The following is a 20,020-nucleotide window of genomic DNA, read 5'->3' on the forward strand; positions in this document are numbered from 1 at the left end:
GGAACCACCGATGACAGTTTCGAACAAGCCGGAAGCTGCGGTCTCAGATCGCGTCCTTTACACATATTTCCGCGGTTCTGCGGCGTACCGGGTGCGCATTGCGCTCAACCTGAAGGGTCTCGATTACCGTACAGTGCCCGTCCACTTGCTTCGTGGAGATAAAGTCAGTGAGGTTGACCCGGTTCGACGGATAGATTTGCAGTTGAGTCTAATGCGGTGTGGCACCTCCCGATAAGGTTGAATCGCGGGTTGTCCACGGCCGGGCGGCGGGTCGCCTGTCACGACCACGACGCTGCCCGGCGGTGGGCAACCCGCGCGACGATAAGCTTTGATCTTGCGCATGCAGGTTTTCGAATTCGAGCGGCGAACAGTAGCCGATGCTGCTGTGGAGGCGGCGTATGTTGTACCAGCTCTCCAGAAACGAGAACAGACGCCGCCTTGCCTGTTCGTGGGTCGCGAAGTGTTCGCGACAGAGCAGTTCGGCTTCGAGCGTGCCGAAGAATGACTCGCACATCGCGTTGTCGTAAGCGTCGCCGGTGGTCCCCATCGACGGTTGTACGCCGGCTTCTCGGCAGCGCCGCCCGAAGGCAATGAGGTGTATTGGGCGGATTCAACCGGTCGTCGCAACACTAGATTATTGAACAGATTTTAGGTATTCGTCCAAGGCCTCCGCAGGCGTCTTCCAGCCGAGTGTTTTCCGGGGCCTGGTATTCAATGTGTTAGCAACGGCCTGGATCTCGCGAGCACTCCACCGGGACAGGTCTGTGCCCTTTGGAAAGTATTGTCGTAGAAGGCCATTGGTGTTTTCGTTCGTACCACGCTGCCATGGGCTGTGCGGGTCAGCGAAGAACACCTTCACGCCGGACTCGATCGTGAAGCGGGCGTGATCGGACAGTTCCTTGCCACGATCCCAGGTCAATGATCGCCACAACTGAGCAGGCAAGTCCGCCACGGTCTTCTTGAGTGCGTTGGCCATCGTAACAGCTCCGTAGCCGGCCAGCGCAGGCCCGTTTTTCGTGCGTGGAATTAGCCCATAGCCTTTCTCGCGAGGTAAGTGCACGAGCATCGTAAAGCGGCTTGATCTTTCCACCAACGTCCCGATGGCTGATCGGTTTAAGCCGATAATCAGGTCGCCCTCCCAATGGCCTGGCACAGCACGATCTTGCACCTCTGCAGGCCGGCTGGAAATCATCACCTCCTCGCTGACGTGCGCCCACGCCTTGGCACGCGCTCTCGCTCGGGGAACGCGCAACGCGCGCCCGGTGCGAAGGCAACCCACCAGCTCGCGCTTGAGCGCACCGCGCCCTTGAATATAGAGCGCTTGATAAATGGCTTCGTGAGAGATGCGCATAGATTCATCATCCGGGAAATCAGCTTGCAATCGATTGGCAATCTGTTCAGGTGACCAGCCGTTGACCCACTTTCGGTCACCGCGATGTGGTTTATTGCGCCCCTTGAACGGTGCCTGCCTGGGCCCCGCAATTTCACGACCATCAGCGTCATGTACCTTGCCCTCAAGGCGCTCCTGTACGTATTGGCGCAGCCGTGCGTTCGTCGCCAGCTTCGCTGGCTTTGGTCGTTTGGCGAACCGTTCCGCCTTCCACTGCGCGACCGAAGCACGATACTCGAGGCACCCACCACGGGTTGCCGCATTGCGTGTGAGTTCCCGCGAAACGGTTGACGGACTGCGTCCAGGACGCCGGGCAATTTCGCGTACCCCAAGACCTTGTACCGAGAGCAACGCTATATCTTCCCGCTCAGCGAACGACAAGTATCGACCAGCGATAGGTTTCGACATGAATAGTGGCATGCCGCCACGATAGCGGAACCAGCGCGAGCCTACCGCTTGAGATACGCCTACCGCCTCCGCTGCTTTCTCGCTTGTAATGCCCGTTGCGATCTGTTGCCAATACCGACGCTCCATCACATGTCCAAGTGATGGCGCACCCGGCGAGTACATCGCTTCTCGCCCTGTCAACCGATACACCTGCTTTGCACTTCGTCCCATGCAACACCTCCTCGATCAAAGGTGTTGCAACGACCGGTTGAATCCGCCTTGGGAGCCTTGATCGGAATGTAGAATTACACCTTCATGGCGTCGTTGCTGCAACGCCATGTCCAGGGCGCGTAGCATCAGTTCGGTGTACAGATGGTTGGGCATCGCCCAGCCGATGATGCGACGGCTGAACACATCCAGCACGACCGCCAGATAGAGGAATCCTTCGCCCGTGGGTACATAGGTCGCATCTGCGACCCACAGCACGTTTGTCGCGTCGGCACTGAAGTGCCGACGCACCAGATCAGGCGCACGCCGGGCGCCTGCGCGTGGCCGCGTGGTGCGCGGCCAGCGCCGCCGGCTTGCCCCGCACAGACCCGCCATACGCATCAGGCGCGCCACCCGCTTGCGCCCCACGTGTACGCCTTCGCGCGTGAGCTGCGCATGGATACGCGGTGCCCCATACGTGCCCCGCGAGCTCGCATGTAGCGTGCGGATGCGCGCGAGCAGTTGTGCATCGCTACGTGTGTGCATCGCGGGCTCCCGCACCAGCCATGTGTAATAGCCGCTCGTCGAGACGCCGAGCAGCCGTGCCATCATCGCGATGGGCCAGCGGGCCCGGTTCGCTTTCATGAATCCGTACCGCCCTTCGGTGGAATGGATCCCGTCTCCCTCGCGAACCAGGCTGCCGCGTGAGAGAGTATGTCGCGCTCCATCTTCAGTTGCCGGACTTCGCGACGCAACCGTGTGAGCTCCTGGCGTTCGGCTGTGGTCAGACCGTCATGCCGCACACCTGTGTCGCGATCAGCCTGCGCCACCCAGTTGTAGATGGTCTGTGCAGTCGGCTCGAACTCCTTTTCCAGTTCCTCCGGCCTGCGCCCGGCCTTCACCAGCTCGACCATTTGCGCCCGAAATTCCGCCGGGTACGGGGTACGATGCTTGCCCATAATCGGCACCTCCTTCTCCAAAGGATAGATGTGCGTTTTTCTGGGTCAACTTCAGCGCGAGCACGGACAAACCGCACATCGGGGCCGGGCGAAAGCGCCCAAGGCTGGCCGGCCGCCGACCACGCACATCGCTTGCGCACCACGGGAAGTCTGGTGCTGGGATATGACGTATTTGCCCGCCGAGGTTGCCGGTCAATGGTTTTACCTGTACCTGATCCTCGACCTGTACAGCCGCAAAATCGTGGGATGGGAGGTACACGAGCGCGACGATGCCAGCCATGCTGCCCATCTGGTGCGGCGCACAGCGCTGGCCGAGGGCATCGCCACTCTGGCAGACAAGCCGGTGCTGCACGGAGACAACGGCTCCACGCTCAAGGCCACGACCGTGCTGGCCATGCTTCACTGGCTTGGCGTGAAGCCATCGTACTCGCGCCCACGCGTCAGTGACGACAACGCCTATGCCGAGGCACTGTTCCGCACGGCCAAGTACCGCCCGGAGTTCCCCAACACGGGCTTCACCGATCTCAATGCTGCACGCGACTGGGCGAGCGAGTTCGTGCATTGGTACAACTTCGACCACCGCCACAGCAGCATCCGCTACGTCAGCCCGGCGCAGCGCCATGACGGCGACGATCACGTGATCCTCGCGGCGCGTCACGAGGTATATGTCCAGGCGCGGGAACGCAACCCCGCACGCTGGTCAGGCTGCACGCGAGACTGGACGCCGATCGGCGCCGTCACTCTCAATCCGGAGCGCGAGTCAGTCGTCACGATGGCTTCGCATGCCACACTTAAACAGCCTTTGGCTGCATGACTGAGGCGACAAGTACCTTGACACGCGCCGTAGGTCAGAAAGCTATTTTCCGTGGAGAAATGCTCGATCGCGGCACGGCACATTTTGCAGGGCTTGAGCGTTGAGTAGATTCGACATGCCAAGCCTGCAACGTCGAACCCTACGCCTACTTCGTGCACGTACTCACCGAACTACCGCAGCGCGAACCGCATGCCGACGTGACTGACCTCCTGCCGTTCAACTACGCAAAGCTCACCGCAGCCGCTCGTTGAGCTTGATCTGGCCGACGCATTCGAAGCGCCTTGCCGATCGATGCGCTGCCGTATTGCATGTCGCCTTCCGTATTTCCCTATGAACTCGGTGTGCTAAATCGCGCGCTTACCATTGATCACGCGCGAGCGTGAACTTTACGCCCTGTTCGATTTCTCGCGCTTCACCTCGCGGCGTCTCCTGCAGTTCGGTTTCTTGATGGGCCACGCGCCGGTCGTAAAATTCCAGGTCGAAACCACCGAAGTGATTTGCAAGGTCTTGACCGTAGTCATTTGAACCGGGATGTGTGTTGGACTGTGATTTACTAACCAGTGCGTAAGTAAGCGAACATAAATCGACGCCATGGTCTAAGCTTTAAGGGGTTTAGGGAGAGGCGAGATGCGAGAGGACGACGGCCGGCAGCTTTCACATGCAACGCTTGAAGAGATCCGTATTCGTGCGGTCAAGCGCGTCGAAGCTGGCGAGTCGCCGGAGGACGTGATCCGCACGCTCGGATTCTCGAGGGCGCGTATTTACGAGTGGTTGGCGGCCTGGCGCGAAGGGGGCATCGAGGCGTTACGAGCCAAGGCAATCCCTGGTCGACCGATGAAGCTGTCGTCCGAGGCTATCCGCTTCGTCTATCAGACGGTCACAACGAAGAACCCCATGCAGATGAAGTTCGAGTTTGCATTGTGGACGCGAGACATGGTGCGGGAGTTGATTCGCGAACATTTCAACGTCAGGCTCTCCGAGGTGTCGGTCGGTCGACTGCTGCGCAAGCTCGGGCTTTCGCCCCAGCGACCGCTTGCGCGTGCGTACCAACGCGACCCTGAACTGGTCGAGTCGTGGATGCGGGACCAATACCCGGCCATTGTCGGGCAGGCCAAACACGTCGGGGCACGGATCTTCTTCGTCGACGAATCGACGGTACGATCGGACTATCACAGCGGCACGACCTGGGCGCCGGTCGGTCAAACTCCGGTAGTCGAAGTCACTGGCGCGCGCTTCAAGGTGAACCTGATCTCAGCGATCAGCCCGCGTGGCCAACTTCGCTTCATGTGTTTCGAAGGCAGCTTCAAGATCTCCGTATACGTCGACTTCGTCAAACGGCTGATGCTCACCGCCGATGCGCCTGTCTTCCTGATTGCCGATGGTCATCCGGTACATCGTTGCAAAGCGATCCGGCAGCTTGCCGCGGAATCAGATGGGCGCCTTTGTCTGTTCTTCCTTCCTGCTTACTCGCCAGACCTGAACCCGGACGAGTTGGTATGGGGTTATCTCAAACATCACAAGATCGGCAAGCTTGCCATCAAAGGTCCCGGGCATCTCAAGCAGCGTGTTCGAGCGGTTCTGCGCTCGTTGCAAAAGATTCCGGCTTTGGTCCGATCCATGTTTCAACATCCGTCAGTCCGCTACGCGGCTTGACCCATGTCCGGTTACTTTGTTTCGGCTTAGTAAAAGAGGATAGTCGGCGGAATCTGTGGGTGAATTAGTGTGCGCGGCTAGCCAAGTGAAGCTCGATTCAGATACTGATAGAGCTTGCGACACGTTGCATCAAAGGAATTTTGTGCGGGCTCGGAGATAGCTGGCCAGATGAGGGGGCCGCCGTCTTCCTCGATGAGTTTGTCCAGGAGGGTTGCCACGGGGAGAGTAAGGAGATCGGGATCTTCATGGCGGCGCCGGATCATTTCGCCGCCGAGCATCCAAATGTGATCGCGGTGCCGAAGCAATGTGTTGCGTGCGTATCCCAAGGTTAGGAGATACTCAAGGAAAGGCGTGAGTATGGCCACGATTGCCTGTCGAGTCGGAATATCTTCGTCGTCGACTTGCCACGTCGCAGGCCAGTTACGCAGATCTGGGACGTACTGCGCAAGCGCTTGCTGTTCGGGGACAATGGCGGCTTTGTCCTTGCCGGTTCTGGGCTTGCTAACCATGTTGCTGACCCGTCTGCTTAACGCCTGTCATCATTTTCCCGGCTTTGTATATGAAGGGGCGCGGCTGTGCGAGACAACTCAATCCATCGAGATCGACGTTCGCCCGCGCAAGGGTTCGAAGCCGATTTGCTCATGCTGTAACCGGCCTGCGCGGGGTTACGACTCGCTCACACAGCGCCGCTTCGAGTTTATCCCCGTCTGGGGCTTTGCCGTGTTTCTGCTCTATACCATGCGACGCGTCGATTGTCGTGCCTGTGGCGTGAAGGTCGAAGCGCTGCCGTGGGCCAACGGCAAGCACACGCTCACCCGCGCTTACATGATCTTCCTGGCGCAATGGGCGCGTAAGCTGTCCTGGAAAGAAACAGCACTGAGCTTCCGAACCAGTTGGGAGAAGGTCTTCAACGCAGTGGAATGGGTCGTCGACTGGGGGCTGAGCCATCGCGAGCTCGGCACGATCCGCGCTTTCGGCGTGGACGAGATCCAGTATGGCTGCGGACACCAATACCTCACGCTCGTCTACCAGATCGAGGCCGGCTATACGCGACTGCTGTGGGTCGGACAAGAGCGCACGAAAGAGAGTTTCGCGAAGTTCTTTGCCATGATCGGAAAGCCGCTATGTGAGAAGGTTGAATTCGTGTGCTCGGACATGTGGCAACCCTACCTGGAGATGATCGCGCGTCATTGCCCGAACGCCCTGAATATCCTCGACCGCTTTCATATCGTCGCCAAGATGAACAAGGCCATCGACGAAGTTCGTGCCGCCGAGGCCCGGCGCATGACTCGCGACGGCTATGAGCCGGTGCTCAAGAAATCCCGCTGGTGCCTGCTCAAGCGGCGCGAGAATCTCACCGGCAAGCAACGCGTTCGCCTGCGTGATTTGCTTCGGTACAACCTGCGCAGCGTGCGCGCCTATCTGCTCAAACAAGAGTTCCAGCAACTCTGGGATTACATCTCGCCCGTGTGGGCCGGCAAATTCCTCGACCAGTGGTGCACTCAGGTAATGCGCTCACGTATCGAGCCGATGAAGAAGTTCGCTCGGACGGTGCGTACACACCGAGAGCTGATCCTCAACTACTTCCGCGCACGAAAACAGTTCTCCAGCGGTGTCATCGAGGGGCTGAACAACAAAGCCAAAGTCACCATGAGAAAAGCGTACGGCTTCCGAACCTTCAGAGCCACGGAAATCGCGCTCTATCATGCACTTGGCAAGCTCCCCGAGCCTCCGTCCACCCACACTTTTTACTGACCAACCGTAAAAGAATAGCTCATATCATTTACCGTAACTGAGTGCGCCCTCTTCGTCAGACACTTGAAGAAATGCCTGCAATCGCGCGAAGTCGCCCAAGTCCCGACGCTGCGCCGATATCGCCTGCACAGACGCGGACAGGACCATGATCGGCTTGAATGCGAACTTCGTTATTGCACGATCAACAGCATGGCAAATAATGCACCCCGAATGTCGCTACAAACTCGGCTGAATGACAAACCGATTTAAGACATAGTAACCTTTTTGTCGTTCCCCCCGCGTCACAATGGTTGTCGCCTGGATAAAATTGGAATCTGGGGGCGATAAAGAGAGAACAAGTTGGCGCGTTACGGAAAGACATTCAAGGACAGAGCGGTGGCGCGGTTGCTGCCGCCGGAGAGCGCATCAGTGGAAGAGGTTGCGCGAGAGATCGGTGTGGGCGCGCAGACGCTGGAGCGCTGGCGCAGTGATGCGCTGTCCATGCCCGCTCGCGAGCGGGCATGGACAGCGGCCGCGCGTTTCGAAGCGGTGTTGAGCACGGCAGCGATGGACGAGACGGCCCGCAATGCGTGGTGCCGCGAGCATGGCGTGTATCCGCAGGAACTGGCGCAGTGGCGGCAAGCGGCCACGCAGGCGCTGGCCGAGCCCGAAGAGGCCCGTGCGAGTCCACAGCAAACGAAGCAGGACCAGCGTCGCATCAAGGAACTGGAACGCGAACTGCGGCGCAAGGAGAAAGCACTGGCCGAGGCAGCCGCATTGCTGGTTCTTTCAAAAAAACTCGGGGCGATCTTCAACACGGACAAGGGCGAGGACGAATGATCGGCCTCGAAGATCGCCAGCTCCTGGCCCGGGAAATCGATTCGGCAAGACTGGCTGGCGCACGGTTGCGCCTGGCCTGCGAGGTGGCCATGCTGCACTGGCTGGGTGTCAAGCCGTCGTACTCGCGCCCCCGTGTCAGCGACGACAACGCCTACGCCGAGGCGCTGTTCCGAACCGCGAAGTACCGGCCGGAGTTTCCGGTCACAGGCTTCGAGGACCTGAACGCTGCTCGCACCTGGGCTGCCGGCTTCGTGCAGTGGTACAACTTCGAGCATCGTCATAGCGGCATCCGCTACGTGACGCCTGCGCAGCGTCATGCCGGCGACGATCGTGCGCTTCTCGTGGCACGTCACGCACTGTACGCGAAGGCGCGCGCGTGCAATCCGGCCCGCTGGTCGCTTCACACGCGCAACTGGACACCGGTTGGTGCCGTGACGCTTAACCCCGAACGCGACTCAGTCGTCGAGATGGCGTCGATCAGCGCAAATAAACAGCCTCTGGCTGCATGAGTGAGGCGACAACTTGCTTGACGCGCGCCGCGTTTGTTCGGGAATATCGCGAGATACTTACACAAAAAAGAGCTACGTTGCCGAAGCAGCGTAGCTAAATCCCTCACTTCAAAATCCGAATTCAGACCAGATCAGCAGCATCTGGTTTGAAAATTTTGGACAACTTCTTCCAGTCGATGATGCGGCCAATCGTCGTCTTGAACGTCATCATCGGAAGGTAGTAGCGGATATACCAGACCAACAGCACCAGGTTGATGTAGAGACACCCGACACCCATGTATGGCGTGAACATCTTATCGAAACGATGGTTCAGGATGATTGCGTTGTACCAGACCACAAACGACACCGGCAGCAGGACCAGTAGGCCGATCGGCACGAAGAGGCCAAGCACGAGAGACAGGCCGCCCAAGATCTCAAGCGTCTTCACGATGTGGAAGAAGTGCGTGTGAACCATCGTGACAAGCAATTCATTCGACGCATGGAGCGTGCCGAACGGCTGCGGAAAGATTGGTCCCATCCCGAGTACGGTGCGCCAATAGCTGGTGCCGCTCACCACCATCCAACCGCCGAGATACAGGCGACAGAAGGTCAGAATGATTTTGCCGACGAGTTGAGCCGTCGTCCTATGATCATCGTTAGACATATATGCTTTCACCGTTTTGTTTACGACCCGCTTATTTGGAGGCCTGCTTTTGCGCGGCAACCTCAGTGTTCGCCGCCTGTTCTTGCACCGGAGCCGTGAGACGATCACGTCGAATGATCCAGCCCGACCCGTCGAGCTCGAATACATCAACGACGTCTTGTGCGGCCTGACCGCGCGCGGCGCCAATCGTGTGGTAGACAGCGACGTCAAAGCCTTCAACGATAACCTTCTTCACGTGATCGGGGATCGGCTCGCCATCCTGGTGATCGTCGGTCTGGGGCGCGGTATCGATCGCTTTAGCCGAGAAGTATTCCTTGTAGGCCTCGCTCCCATGGCCCTGCGCATAGGCCATGTCCATAAATTCGTGAACGACCTCATGGGGAAGTTTGCCGGTGCCTGCGTGCCACTTCCAACGGGGATCCGAATGGAGATCGTGCGCAATCCAGCCGACGAAAATGAATCCGACAAGCATTGCTGCTACACGTCCCGTCCAACTATCGAGCCATCCATCTGCTTGCGCGATGAACTCGGGCGACGAAAGACCACCCTGAATGTTTGACATCCTTTCTCCTTGGCACATTGCAATAGGAACCTTGGGCCCGCTGCCCCGGTCCGCGTTTTGTATTCAATTTAGCATATCTAATGCTATAGGCAAACAAGAAGCCTTGTAAACGTGGGGAAAACCCGATTTTGACTTACGACCCTAAGAAATGATCCCTATTGCACATTACTTTGGATCGCTAAGTAACAAAGTCATGCCAAATGGATCACGCGACTGTCATCTAGTGGATACCCTTAAGCAACATTTTTGTGTTTTTCCACACAACTTATGCAACAAAGAATATCATTTTGAATTCGTACACCCCATATCTCGGCGTGTCACGGTGGGTCGGCAGCCCGCCCTACGACCAATATCAAATTTTTGGAGGCTCCAGTGCGTAAACTTATTACCTGCGGCGCAATTGCCGCAGCAGCATTCGCGCCGATGATGGTTCAAGCGCAGCAGAGCAGTGTCACACTGTATGGCGTGGCCGATGTGTTCATGGGTTATTTTGCCAACTCCAATGGGCAGCACGTCATCAGCATGAACAGCGGTGGTGCAGGTGGTTCGCGCTGGGGCTTGAGGGGCCAGGAAGATCTCGGTAACGGTCTATCGGCAATCTTCACCCTCGAAAGTGGCTTCAATATCAACAACGGCACCTCAGGCCAAAGCGGCCGTCTGTTCGGTCGTCGTGCGTTTGTCGGCCTGCATAGCGCACAGTACGGCGAGTTGATCGCCGGTCGCCTCCAGACGATGGGTTACGATTGGGGTGGCACGTTCGACCCGATCCTGCTCGCGCCGGGATCCCCGCTGGGTTCGATCGGCGGTGAGAATCCGCGTCCGTGGCTGTTCAACATGCTGCAAGACCCGGCACGGTCGGACAATACGATTCAGTACACGAGCCCGACATTTCGCGGCTTGACCGGCACGCTAACCTATTCTTGGGGTGATCCCTCCGATCCACTGACGGCTCAAGCCTACCAGCGGCACTTCGAGCTCGCGACGCTGCGGTATGAAAACGGCCCCCTGATCACGGAATACGGTTTCGGCCATAGCCTTCAGAACCAAGCTGCCGTGGCTCGCAATACGTACGAAAATGTCCTTGGCATCCGCTACAACCTGAATTTCATGGAATTGTATGCCTCGGGCCAAATCCGTACCAACGATCCAGGCTTCGTTGACAAGGGGTGGCAGGTTGGCTTCACGGTCCCGACCAGCCCTTTCGGCACGGTCCGCGTCTCGTATGGCGAGCTGAGCGACCAGAATCTCACTGCGAGCGGCACACAAATCACGACGCCGGTTAAAGTCGGAGACTGGTTCATCCGTTCCGCTGCTATCGGCTACACCTACTCGGTTTCGAAATCCACTATGTTCTATGGCTTCGTCAAGAAGCTCTGGAATAGCGGTATCGCAAGTCAGTCGATTTACCCCCCGGGGGGCTTGGCTACTACCGGTCAGCACTCGAATGTGACGGCTATCGGTCTGGGCATGTCGACGCGCTTCTGAGCGTAGTTGCTGTTGCAATTGAAAACCCGCCGAACGAACTGACCCCGCGAAGTCGGACAGTTAAAATCTGGCGGGCCATCAAGGCCTGAGTCCTTTTCTGAATAGGACTTAGGCCATTAGTTTTTCCTGACGCGTTCGTGGTTGTTGTAGTGGATGTATCTATCCAGCGCGCGTGCAATTGACCGGCGCACGCAAAACGTTCGAGCCCGGCGGATTCAGACTGAGCGCGCCGAAGAGGCTTTCCATGACCGCCTTATCGAGGCAATCGCCCTTGCGGGACATGCTTTGCACGTGGCTGCGGCGGTCCTGCAGTTGACGATAGGCTGACGTGCAGCGGTGTCAGCACTGGTCTGAACGCTGCAGTGGCCACTCCTTGCGTGGGAGTGCGGTCTGTGCGTTCTTCAACCTCCGCTGGCCAGTTCGTAGCTGAGTCGCTGATCCATCCGGAAGCAACGATTTCTCCGTTGTATGAATCCATCACCGGCGACACATAGAAGCTTCGGCCCGTCGACGTTAAAGCCTGCTACATCGGAACCCACTTCTGGACGGGCCACCGGCGCGGTACTTGATCAACTGTCCAGCCTGCCGGATCGCCTCCATGACATGCACATCGCCGTAACGCGCCCGTGATGATCATAGACGCTCCGGAGCTCGACTCTGAGGTCCACGTACGGGACGCTCATCCCCAGAGTAGCGTCCCTGAAAAGGCTCGATGCGCTGCTGCAGGCAAAGCACCGACGGCCTAAACCGGGCATCGTGGCCAATGACCTTAGTGCACTGGCCGGCCAGGCGATGTTCCCGGTAGCTCGCCCCCGGGTCGGATCGCCCTGCCACCCATGCCATAACGCGCGGCCGACGTTCGTGTGCTCGCGCCCGGCTCCAGATACCACTGAACTATCTGCCGCCGAAACTGCTCGTTGTACTTTGCATCCAAAGGTCGGATCAATATCCAACTATAGGGGCGCGGTTCACGCGAGCGGTCTTTCCAGTCGAGGATCGCCGCGGTCAATGGCGCGCGCCACCCGCAGGAGTGGCAGTCTCTGCACGCCGTTGTGCGACGATCGCGCCTGCGCGTAACGCGCTTTCAGGGTAGTGGGACCAATCGTCGGACTGATCGTAGCCCGCCCGCTGCCATTCGATCACCTCGGCGCGCACCTGGGCGCGCGTCAGCGGCGCTGTGGAATCGTACGGTTGGGCGAGCGCCGCAACGGACGCAAAGCAGCACGCTGCGGCAAGGGCGCCGAGCGCAATACGCGGAAGAGAGGTCATGGCAAGGCCTTTTTTATCGGGGATATCCCTGAGAGTATAGGCGCTGTCTTGACAAAAAAAAGGCAGATCGAAACAACATTCATTCTGCCTGATGTGTACCGGCGAGACCCTCGAAATGTGGTTCCAGCAAGCGGCGCGCCGACGTGGTGCCCTACTTCCTGCGCCGCCGAAGCAAGCTTCGACAGACCGCCGGCTTCGCCGCAGTCCTGCGTCCAGGCGCGAATTTGGACCTTGCGGCCATGGCCGGCCCGAGGTGTTTGATGGATCGCCTAGCATCGAGCCACGCCGCAATTGTCAAAGGAATACGCGGCGCAATCTTCTGGCTGCCGTCCATCACAAAGGGACGTGAAGGGCGGGAAGCCCGCGTCGCGTCTTCAATGCGGCGGAGTGGATGTCGGGCACCGTCGTCGCTTCTTCACGACATGCGACGTTATGGAAAACGTCGGGACGCTTGAAATCTGCTTCGCCAGTTTCGCATTCCGGCAATACTGCTTCTCGATGACCGTCAGCGAGATGATCCGCACCGTTCATCCCCCCTGCAATTCGGAAAGGCGAACGAGGTCAAACTGAATCCGTGAAAACAGATCTTCTGCTTTCGCGTTTGTAATGTCTATTGCGATTTGCTTCCAGAGTCGCCGCTCGATCTCACGCCGACGCGACGGTGCACCTGACGAGCGCATCGCCCCTCACCGGGTCAGCTTATGCATCCATCCCGCTGGTCGCCCCATAAACACCAACATGATCAAAGATTGCGACGACCGGTTGAATCCGCCTTTCCTTTCCTGCTCTACCGCTCTCAGGGCGCGTTCAGCGGCATGGTTGTCGATCTCGACTATCCCCCTCGTCGACGTACATTGTAAGCGCGGGCCACTGGTTGAGCGCGTAGTTGATGGCTTTGTCGGTATCGCCCTTTCTGCGAAATATGACTCAATGTCGAGCGCAGCCAGGTCTCGAGGGCGTCGAGTAGCGGACGCGCCTGCTCCTGACAGACACGTCTTCGCACGTCCGTGGCTTGCCGCGGATCGCGGGCTCAATTGCATACAGCTCGCCTCCGGTGTAGCGCCCAGCCCTTCGGTATTCCGCCTCCTTGCACCATCCGGTTCTCCGGGCTCAGTTCAGTGCCTGGGCTTTTTCTCTTAACGGTTAGGCCCGACGGTATCGTCCGCAAAGTCTAGTCGACAAGCAGATCGGGCCGAATGTGAAGCATGCGAAGCGCACATCGCGATCGTGGCCATCATAATGGCTAGCCTAAACTCCGCCCGAAATTGTCGCTGACTGCGGGTGCGCATCCGGCGCTCATCGTTTTAACCGAGGTCACTTACCGCAGCTCGGCACCTTCATCGTTCGGAAGACGGAGGAACGCAGGCATTGACAGACAACTCAACGCCCCGACGATAAAGAACATCATCGGAAAATCGCTCATCGTCAAATGCTCCGCACTATGCCCGTGAGCCCGCGCACTAAACGTCAAGCAGGAAGCGCATAGTGCGACACCAATACTCATCGACGTCTGCTGCATCATAGTTGAAAGTGCTGTTGCCTTGCTCATGATGGCCTTCGGGACGCCGGAATATCCGACCGTATTCATCGTGACCATTCCAAGCGAATTGAAGATGCCAGCCGCGAAGAGCACGGCGCACATGAAATAAATCGACGTTCCGGGCGAGAACAAACCATAAGCAGCAAATGCGGCACCTGACAGTACCGTCGCTGCAATCATAAGAGGTTTGAATCCGAATCTATTAATCGCCCGTCGCATAATTGGCCGAATCCCAAAGGCTCCAACCGAAAGCCAGGCACTCGTCAATCCGGCCTGAATAGGCGTGAATTCCAAACCGACTTGCAAAAGCAGCGGAACGAAAATCGGAGACGATCCGACCGCTATTCTTAATGGCATACCGCCGATATTTGTGATACTGAATGCTTTATATCGGAATAGGCTGGGCGGAATGATCACGTCAGCACGATCTCGACTATAGATCCAATAGGCGATTGATGCCACGATGCCAATGCTTGTAACAAAAATTGTAGCGCTCAGTGAAACAAAATTGTGCCCGATAGTTTCCAGGCCGCAGACCACTCCAGAAAGTCCGATCGCCATCAAAACAAAGCCGGTGACATCAAACGGTTCCCTTTTTTCTGATCGCGAATCCGGCACAAACTTTAGTGACAACAAGATCCCCAGCACGCCGAAAGGGATGTTGAGCAGGAATATCCAGCGCCATGACGCCACCGTGACGATGAAGCCTCCGAGGAGCGGTCCCAAGACACGACCGATGGTCCCAGGCACGGTAAACCAGACCATCGCCATTACCAAATGTGCAGGCGGAATGCTGCGCAAGAGAATCAACCGGCCGACTGGCACCATCATTGCGCCGCCAAGGCCCTGCAATACCCGGAACAGAACTATTTGAGTGATAGAAGTTGCGGCTCCGCACAGTGCCGACGCTACCGAGAATATCGCAACTGCCGAACAGAAGACACGGCGGGTACCGAAGCGATCCGTGAGCCAACCGCTCGCGGGCAGAAACAGCGCCAAACTTAAAAGATACGCGGTGATGGCGAAGTTGAGGTGAAGTATCTCGACGTTCAACGACGTAGCAATCGATTGAAGTGCCGTGCCCAATATCGACGTATCGATTGCCTGCAAAAACATCGGCACAGCGACGATCATAGGAATCAGTCGCGTCTGCCGAGAGGGCGACGCCGCTTTGGCGTCCTGCTTTGCCCCGAGGATTATATTTTCGTCACTCACCGAATTATCTAACGCTTTGCTATCTGACGCCGGTAGGTATCGAGAATTATGGGATCGTAGTTCCGGAAGAATTGCTCTCTGACGGACTCCGTCATAGATTCCATCCTTGCAATTTCCTTTGGCGAGAGGCTCTGAACGATCATTCCATGATGTGCAAGTGTGGCTCTATCTGCCTCGGCCTGTTCTCGAATCAGGTCGCGTTCATAGCGCCCTGCTTCCACCGCTGCGTGTTGCAGAACATTCCGGTCCCCAACCGACAACTTTTGCCATATTGCGGAGTTAGCAACGACTGCAATCGCGCTATAGGAATGATTCGTCACCGTCACGCTCGACTGAACATCATACAGATGGCCAACCACGATTTGGGAGTAAAAGTTGTCTTCGGCCTCCACTCGTCCCGACTTCAGAGCCGGATATAGATCGGGATACGGAAGACCAACGACCTTGGCACCTAAGGCCTTAAACGTCTCCACAAACGCCGGTTCCGGAATCACACGAACCGGACGGTCAGTCAGATCATTAGCGTGTTTGAACGGCCGCCCCGACGTCGTGATCTGCCGGAATCCGTTTTCCCACCAAGCGAGACCCGTCAGTCCATGGCCTTGGAGACGCGACAGCAATTCCCGGCCAAAGGGACCGTCCAGCAGTTCATGCGCCTGGCGATCGCTGTTGACCACGAACGGAAGGTCCATGATCTCGAATTCGCGTTCGAGATGACGCAGCGCCGGCGTAACCAGCAGCATCATATCGGGAGCACCAGGTCCCCCCTTTTGCAACGCCTTGATCTGGTCTTCGGGCGATCCAGGAACCGTCGCTCGACTTACTGTCACTGCCAGGCGTCCGTTGGACTCTTCGTTGACGAGTTCCGCGAACCGGATCATGCCGCGCACTGTCGGTTGATCCGAATTCAGGGGCGACCGATAATCCATGATCGTAAGCGTTTGCAGCCGCTGTGCATGTACCCATATCGGCTGTGCAATCAAAAGCGTTCCGAGCAGCGCCCCGGTAATGTGATTGCAAATATGATTTATCGACCATATCGACTTGAAACGTGTAAATCGCTTCGTCATGTTTCCAGCGTCCTTCAAGACGGTGAAGTGAAGGTATGGGTGCGCGGTGGACGGCGCGTCAATCTTTCTATCGCTTTGATACCGCGGCCCGGACCATCATCGCCAAAACAATGATCCCGGCGCCCAGGGGCGGACCATAATCATAAAGACGTAGATGACGCACGAAGAAAATTGTCGAAGTGGAAATTACAATCAGCGTGACCGCCACTACAACCATAAAAACAACGGCGAAATCCCTCTTCACGACTCACCCCTCGGCTCAAGTCCTTCGCGTTTCATCCCGTCCCAAAACCAAAACGGCTGCGCCTTTATACGGCAAAAATTTGCATAGTATCCACCGTATGCCAGCAAGAGTGCGCCGTTCAGGAACAACTCCTGAAGGCCAGTGAACAATTCACGCGGATCAGGCGAGACGAAGAGATTCAGAAAGACGATCGTCGTACTGATACCCGCCATGACGACCAGCGCAAGCGGCACCCCTATATCGAGTAGCAGCGACGTACCAAGTATGACCTCAACATACTTGATCATTTGATAGAACCCGACGTCCGCCATCGCACCGATATACGCACCAACTTTGCCCGCGTGGCTGAAATCCGGCACGTATCTAAAAATTACGTAATAAAGTCCTGACTCAAGATAGTGGAACGCGAAATACAACCTCCCCCACATGACTAGGTATTTCCACGGTGATTCATGTGCCATCTTCATCGTACTTTCCTTTGATACAGATAAAAAGACTACGTCACCTATGCGAGGCAGCCAACCCTCACTTGGGGTAATCAGTTGCAATTTCGTATATCCGATTTACAGACTTACGCGACGTCCGGCCAGCAAATGCTCGACAACGCCTTCCAGTCGACGATACGGCCGATCACCGGCTTGAACATCACCATCAGGAAGCAGTACCCGGTGTGCCACACCATCATGTACAGGCACCTTTGATCTTGTCGCGGATGAGCACGCCGATAAAAAGCAGCCAGGAGATGCCGAGACCGAAGTAATCGAAGTTACGCAGCGGACGGTAGTCCGCCCAACCCCAACCCGTTGAGCCGTCGATGGCCAGCAGCGTCAGCGCGATACAGATGGCGATTGCGATCCAGGTATTTTTTTTCATGCGAGTGCTCCTTAAGCCGATACTTTTTCTTCGACAGACACACCGACCAAAGTCGGGTCGGTTTGCAATAGACCACCTTTACCCTTCAGGTTGAAGCCATTCCAACCGTCCCACAGCCACATAGGGTTCAGGGTCGGGCGGAAGCATGCAGCCATATAACCGCTATACGCAAGCAGCAGCAAACCGTTCATCAGCAGTTCTTGCGGGCCCGAGAACAATTGACGCGGCGTTGCGGAAATGAACGTATTCAGCCAGAAAATCGTAACCGTCGTCGGCATTTCGAGAATCAGCGTCAGTAAGACAAAACGGTTCGTCAGAAGCAGGAAGCCGTAAATCGCCTCCATATACTTGACCCAATGATACATACCGATTGCATCGGCACCGGCCAAATACTGACCGGCAAGACCAGGAACCATCGGTACGTAACCGTCGATCACGAATCGAATGCCTGAGAAGAAAAGGTGTGCGCCGAAATACAGCCGAAGCCACGTAATGACGTACTTCCACGGGAAAGAATTAGCGCTTTGCATAGGGAAATATTTCCGAAAAGTTAGTGCAGTACAGCGACGAAATATGCCTGCGGCAGGCATACCCCAAAGGCGGTGGTCTAGACCCCCGCCTGAGAGCCCGTTAAATGATGCCTTTGCGTCGATCCCGAATTAAGACGGTGATGACGCAGATCCATGGAATTGCCAGGCCAAACATATCGCGTGCGCGCAATTCTCGATATTCTGTATAGCCCAGTCCTGTGGATCCGAAGAATACCCAGCACGTCATGATGACGCAGCATGCAAGGCCAATATAAAGATTCCGGTTACTTTGCATCTTCGATCTCCCTTATGCGAAATCGCTTGATTTCTTAATAGTGGACGTCGATTCGGCGCCTTTACTCAGCCTCAAATGCTCTTTCCAGACGTCGACCTTGAAGCCCTCCCATAGCGCGAGCGGCTTGTTTGGCTTAAACACACTTGCCATATAGCCGCCATACGCCACCAGAATGAGGCCATTTATTAGCAGTTGATTCGGACCCGAGAACAATTGACGTGGAGTCGCAACGATAAAGGTATTAATCCAGAAAATCGAGATAGATGTCGGGAACTCGAGAATTGCGCCGAGCAACACGTATCGGTTCGTCAGCAACAGGATGCCGGCCAGCATTTCCACTGCTTTAACGGCATAAAACATGTGAATGGCATCGAGCGCCTGCACGTATTGGCCTCCGATGCCTGGAATAAACGGAACCCAGCCTGTCGAAAGATAGCGGAAACCCGACCACAAAAGATCGGCGCCGAAATAAACCCGGAGCCAAAGTACAGCATATTTCCACGGTGGCGAATTAAGTCCGTGCATCGAATATCTCCTATATTGGATTATGGTTATGCAACGCGCCGGAATCGAGCCCGCCGCCTTGTGTTCCGCTATTACGCTTCGACAACCCGATGCTGCTGTCCCGGCGTATGAATCTTGGCCAGTAATTCCTGATTCAATGCAAATCCGAATCCGACGCCTTCACTCGGATACGCAAAGCCGCCGCTAAAGCGCTGGCCGCCGATAGCCAAGTCCTGATCGACGGGGATATCACCACTGTTCCATGCTGCGTGGATCGCGAGCGGGCCCATGCTTTCGCTCATGAACTGGCATGCCCACTCGTTTGCGACCATGAGATGCGTGCTCGGCCCGGATTCGACACCCGATCCGATCAGCGTGCTGCAAAAGACAGGAATGTCGTACATGCGACATGCGGCCAGGAATCGCTGTGCCTTGACCAGCCCGCCGACCTTCTGAATCTTGAGAACGACGCCATCGGCCGAACGGCGTTCGGCGATTTCGCGGAGATCGCCCAACTCTTGCGCTCCCTCGTCTGCGTATATCGGTGTGGTGATACGCTCGCGCAGTTTCGACAGGCTGTCGCGGTATTGATGCGCCAGTGGCTGTTCCATGAATGAGAGGTTGTATTGATCGAGGCGCTTCATCGTCGCCAACGCCTGCTCGTAGTTCCATGAGCCATTCGCGTCCAGGATGATCTTGGCATCCGGACCGAGCGCGGCTCGCACTTCGCGGACCGTAGCCACGTCGTTATTGAACGTATGACGGCCGACTTTGAGCTTGAACGCCGAGAAGCCATTCTCGCGGACCTGGATCGCGAGCTCGGCCACCTTTTCGGGCTCACCCGCCGACAATACCCAGCCGAGCGGAATCTTCTCGCGAGTGCGGCCACCCAACAGGCTGTAGACTGGCACGCCCAAAGACTTGCCCTTCAGATCATGCAGAGCACAGTCGACCAACGCCTTCGCCTGATTGTTGTCGCGTGCGAGTTGATCCATCATGCCGACGATCTTTTCGATATTGCTCGCATCTTCACCAAGCAAAATTCGTGGCGCGAAAATATCGGAAATCATCGCCGTCATCGACGCTTGGCTTTCACCGCGATACCACGATGAAGTGTCTCCCGACTCCGCATAGCCGACGAGACCGTTGTCGGCTGTAATAGCCAAGAAAAGCGTATTCAGGCATGTGATTGTGACATTCGGAAGCTTAATCGGCTTCTTCAGCGGCATCGAAATCGGAATGCACTCAACGCGGGTTATCTTCACTTGATTTAAACCTATAGATATTCGTGGGAAGG

At 56.8% G+C, this 20,020-nt stretch carries 18 protein-coding genes and 6 pseudogenes; 8 read left to right on the forward strand and 16 right to left on the reverse strand.

Translation table 11 applies throughout. The annotated features are described in order from the left end of the window. Positions 1-10: 10 nt before the first annotated feature. Positions 11-157: pseudogene (locus OKW39_RS25515) on the forward strand (maleylacetoacetate isomerase); the annotation flags it as partial. 183 nt (positions 158-340) lie between these two features. Here OKW39_RS25515 and OKW39_RS25520 read toward each other — a convergent pair. The 4 genes and pseudogenes from OKW39_RS25520 to OKW39_RS25535 form a co-directional block, all read right to left on the reverse strand. Next, positions 341-592: pseudogene (locus OKW39_RS25520) on the reverse strand (transposase); the annotation flags it as partial. A gap of 42 nt (positions 593-634) precedes the next feature. Continuing rightward, positions 635-2,008: an IS30 family transposase gene (locus OKW39_RS25525; RefSeq protein WP_429359710.1), complete on the reverse strand. Its 1,374-nt coding sequence runs from the start codon at positions 2,006-2,008 to the stop codon at positions 635-637. A gap of 15 nt (positions 2,009-2,023) precedes the next feature. Next, a complete protein-coding gene (locus OKW39_RS25530; RefSeq protein ID WP_429563962.1) occupies positions 2,024-2,629 on the reverse strand; it encodes an IS3 family transposase in 606 nt (201 codons plus the stop codon). Next, positions 2,626-2,943 carry a transposase gene (locus OKW39_RS25535; protein ID WP_149671671.1) on the reverse strand — a complete coding sequence of 106 codons (318 nt, stop codon included), beginning with the start codon at positions 2,941-2,943 and terminating at the stop codon, positions 2,626-2,628. Before OKW39_RS25535 ends, OKW39_RS25530 begins: the two co-directional genes overlap by 4 nt. Positions 2,944-2,998: 55 nt before the next feature. On the opposite strand from OKW39_RS25535, the pseudogene OKW39_RS25540 reads away from it, so the two are divergent. The 3 genes and pseudogenes from OKW39_RS25540 to OKW39_RS25550 all read left to right on the forward strand — a co-directional run. Next, a pseudogene (locus OKW39_RS25540) lies at positions 2,999-3,757 on the forward strand (transposase); the annotation flags it as partial. A 113-nt stretch (positions 3,758-3,870) separates the two neighbouring features. Then, positions 3,871-4,008, forward strand: a pseudogene (locus OKW39_RS25545) (transposase domain-containing protein); the annotation flags it as partial. Between the two features lie 376 nt (positions 4,009-4,384). After that, on the forward strand, positions 4,385-5,410 hold the full coding sequence (locus OKW39_RS25550) for an IS630 family transposase (RefSeq protein ID WP_429563963.1): 1,026 nt from the start codon (positions 4,385-4,387) through the stop codon (positions 5,408-5,410). A 77-nt stretch (positions 5,411-5,487) separates the two neighbouring features. Here OKW39_RS25550 and OKW39_RS25555 read toward each other — a convergent pair whose 3' ends face one another. Beyond that, complete coding sequence (locus OKW39_RS25555; protein WP_429563964.1) at positions 5,488-5,919, reverse strand: hypothetical protein; 432 nt, start codon at positions 5,917-5,919, stop codon at positions 5,488-5,490. Here OKW39_RS25555 and OKW39_RS25560 point away from each other — a divergent pair. From OKW39_RS25560 to OKW39_RS25570, 3 genes and pseudogenes are all read left to right on the forward strand, one after another. Further along, positions 5,918-7,165, forward strand: a complete 1,248-nt coding sequence (locus OKW39_RS25560) for an ISL3 family transposase (protein ID WP_429361906.1) — start codon at positions 5,918-5,920, stop codon at positions 7,163-7,165. The genes OKW39_RS25555 and OKW39_RS25560 overlap by 2 nt on opposite strands. 375 nt (positions 7,166-7,540) lie before the next feature. Next, positions 7,541-7,984 (forward strand): transposase, encoded by a 444-nt coding sequence (locus OKW39_RS25565; RefSeq protein WP_429332269.1) that lies wholly within the window; start codon positions 7,541-7,543, stop codon positions 7,982-7,984. A gap of 92 nt (positions 7,985-8,076) precedes the next feature. Beyond that, positions 8,077-8,493, forward strand: a pseudogene (locus tag OKW39_RS25570) (integrase core domain-containing protein); the annotation flags it as partial. A 121-nt stretch (positions 8,494-8,614) separates the two neighbouring features. Here the strand turns inward: OKW39_RS25570 and OKW39_RS25575 are convergent. Then, complete coding sequence (locus OKW39_RS25575) at positions 8,615-9,136, reverse strand: DoxX family membrane protein (protein WP_429563965.1); 522 nt, start codon at positions 9,134-9,136, stop codon at positions 8,615-8,617. A gap of 31 nt (positions 9,137-9,167) precedes the next feature. Further along, on the reverse strand, positions 9,168-9,698 hold the full coding sequence (locus OKW39_RS25580; protein ID WP_429332271.1) for a hypothetical protein: 531 nt from the start codon (positions 9,696-9,698) through the stop codon (positions 9,168-9,170). A 372-nt stretch (positions 9,699-10,070) separates the two neighbouring features. Here OKW39_RS25580 and OKW39_RS25585 point away from each other — a divergent pair, with 372 nt between their 5' ends. Continuing rightward, entirely contained in the window at positions 10,071-11,183 is a 1,113-nt protein-coding gene (locus tag OKW39_RS25585) for a porin (RefSeq protein WP_429332272.1), read from the forward strand. Between the two features lie 1,005 nt (positions 11,184-12,188). Here OKW39_RS25585 and OKW39_RS25590 read toward each other — a convergent pair. The 9 genes and pseudogenes from OKW39_RS25590 to OKW39_RS25630 form a co-directional block, all read right to left on the reverse strand. Next, entirely contained in the window at positions 12,189-12,452 is a 264-nt protein-coding gene (locus tag OKW39_RS25590; protein ID WP_184062786.1) for a DUF4148 domain-containing protein, read from the reverse strand. 746 nt (positions 12,453-13,198) lie between these two features. Next, positions 13,199-13,502, reverse strand: a pseudogene (locus tag OKW39_RS25595) (IS66 family transposase); the annotation flags it as partial. A 268-nt stretch (positions 13,503-13,770) separates the two neighbouring features. Further along, a complete protein-coding gene (locus OKW39_RS25600) occupies positions 13,771-15,126 on the reverse strand; it encodes an MFS transporter (protein ID WP_429563966.1) in 1,356 nt (451 codons plus the stop codon). A gap of 89 nt (positions 15,127-15,215) precedes the next feature. Continuing rightward, positions 15,216-16,277 carry a TRAP transporter substrate-binding protein DctP gene (gene dctP, locus OKW39_RS25605; RefSeq protein WP_429563967.1) on the reverse strand — a complete coding sequence of 354 codons (1,062 nt, stop codon included), beginning with the start codon at positions 16,275-16,277 and terminating at the stop codon, positions 15,216-15,218. A 240-nt stretch (positions 16,278-16,517) separates the two neighbouring features. Beyond that, positions 16,518-16,988, reverse strand: coding sequence for a hypothetical protein (locus OKW39_RS25610; RefSeq protein ID WP_429359694.1), 471 nt, complete (start codon positions 16,986-16,988; stop codon positions 16,518-16,520). A 214-nt stretch (positions 16,989-17,202) separates the two neighbouring features. Then, the gene (locus OKW39_RS25615) at positions 17,203-17,394 is read right to left on the reverse strand and encodes a hypothetical protein (RefSeq protein WP_429332276.1); all 192 of its coding nucleotides are present in this window, start codon (positions 17,392-17,394) and stop codon (positions 17,203-17,205) included. Between the two features lie 11 nt (positions 17,395-17,405). Next, complete coding sequence (locus tag OKW39_RS25620) at positions 17,406-17,924, reverse strand: hypothetical protein (protein ID WP_429332277.1); 519 nt, start codon at positions 17,922-17,924, stop codon at positions 17,406-17,408. A 307-nt stretch (positions 17,925-18,231) separates the two neighbouring features. Next, on the reverse strand, positions 18,232-18,744 hold the full coding sequence (locus OKW39_RS25625) for a hypothetical protein (protein ID WP_429332278.1): 513 nt from the start codon (positions 18,742-18,744) through the stop codon (positions 18,232-18,234). 71 nt (positions 18,745-18,815) lie between these two features. Next, a complete protein-coding gene (locus tag OKW39_RS25630) occupies positions 18,816-19,988 on the reverse strand; it encodes a mandelate racemase/muconate lactonizing enzyme family protein (RefSeq protein WP_429332279.1) in 1,173 nt (390 codons plus the stop codon). Positions 19,989-20,020: the final 32 nt, after the last annotated feature.

The sequence above is a fragment of the Paraburkholderia sp. MM6662-R1 genome, assembly GCF_050436245.1.
Lineage (GTDB): Bacteria > Pseudomonadota > Gammaproteobacteria > Burkholderiales > Burkholderiaceae > Paraburkholderia > Paraburkholderia tuberum.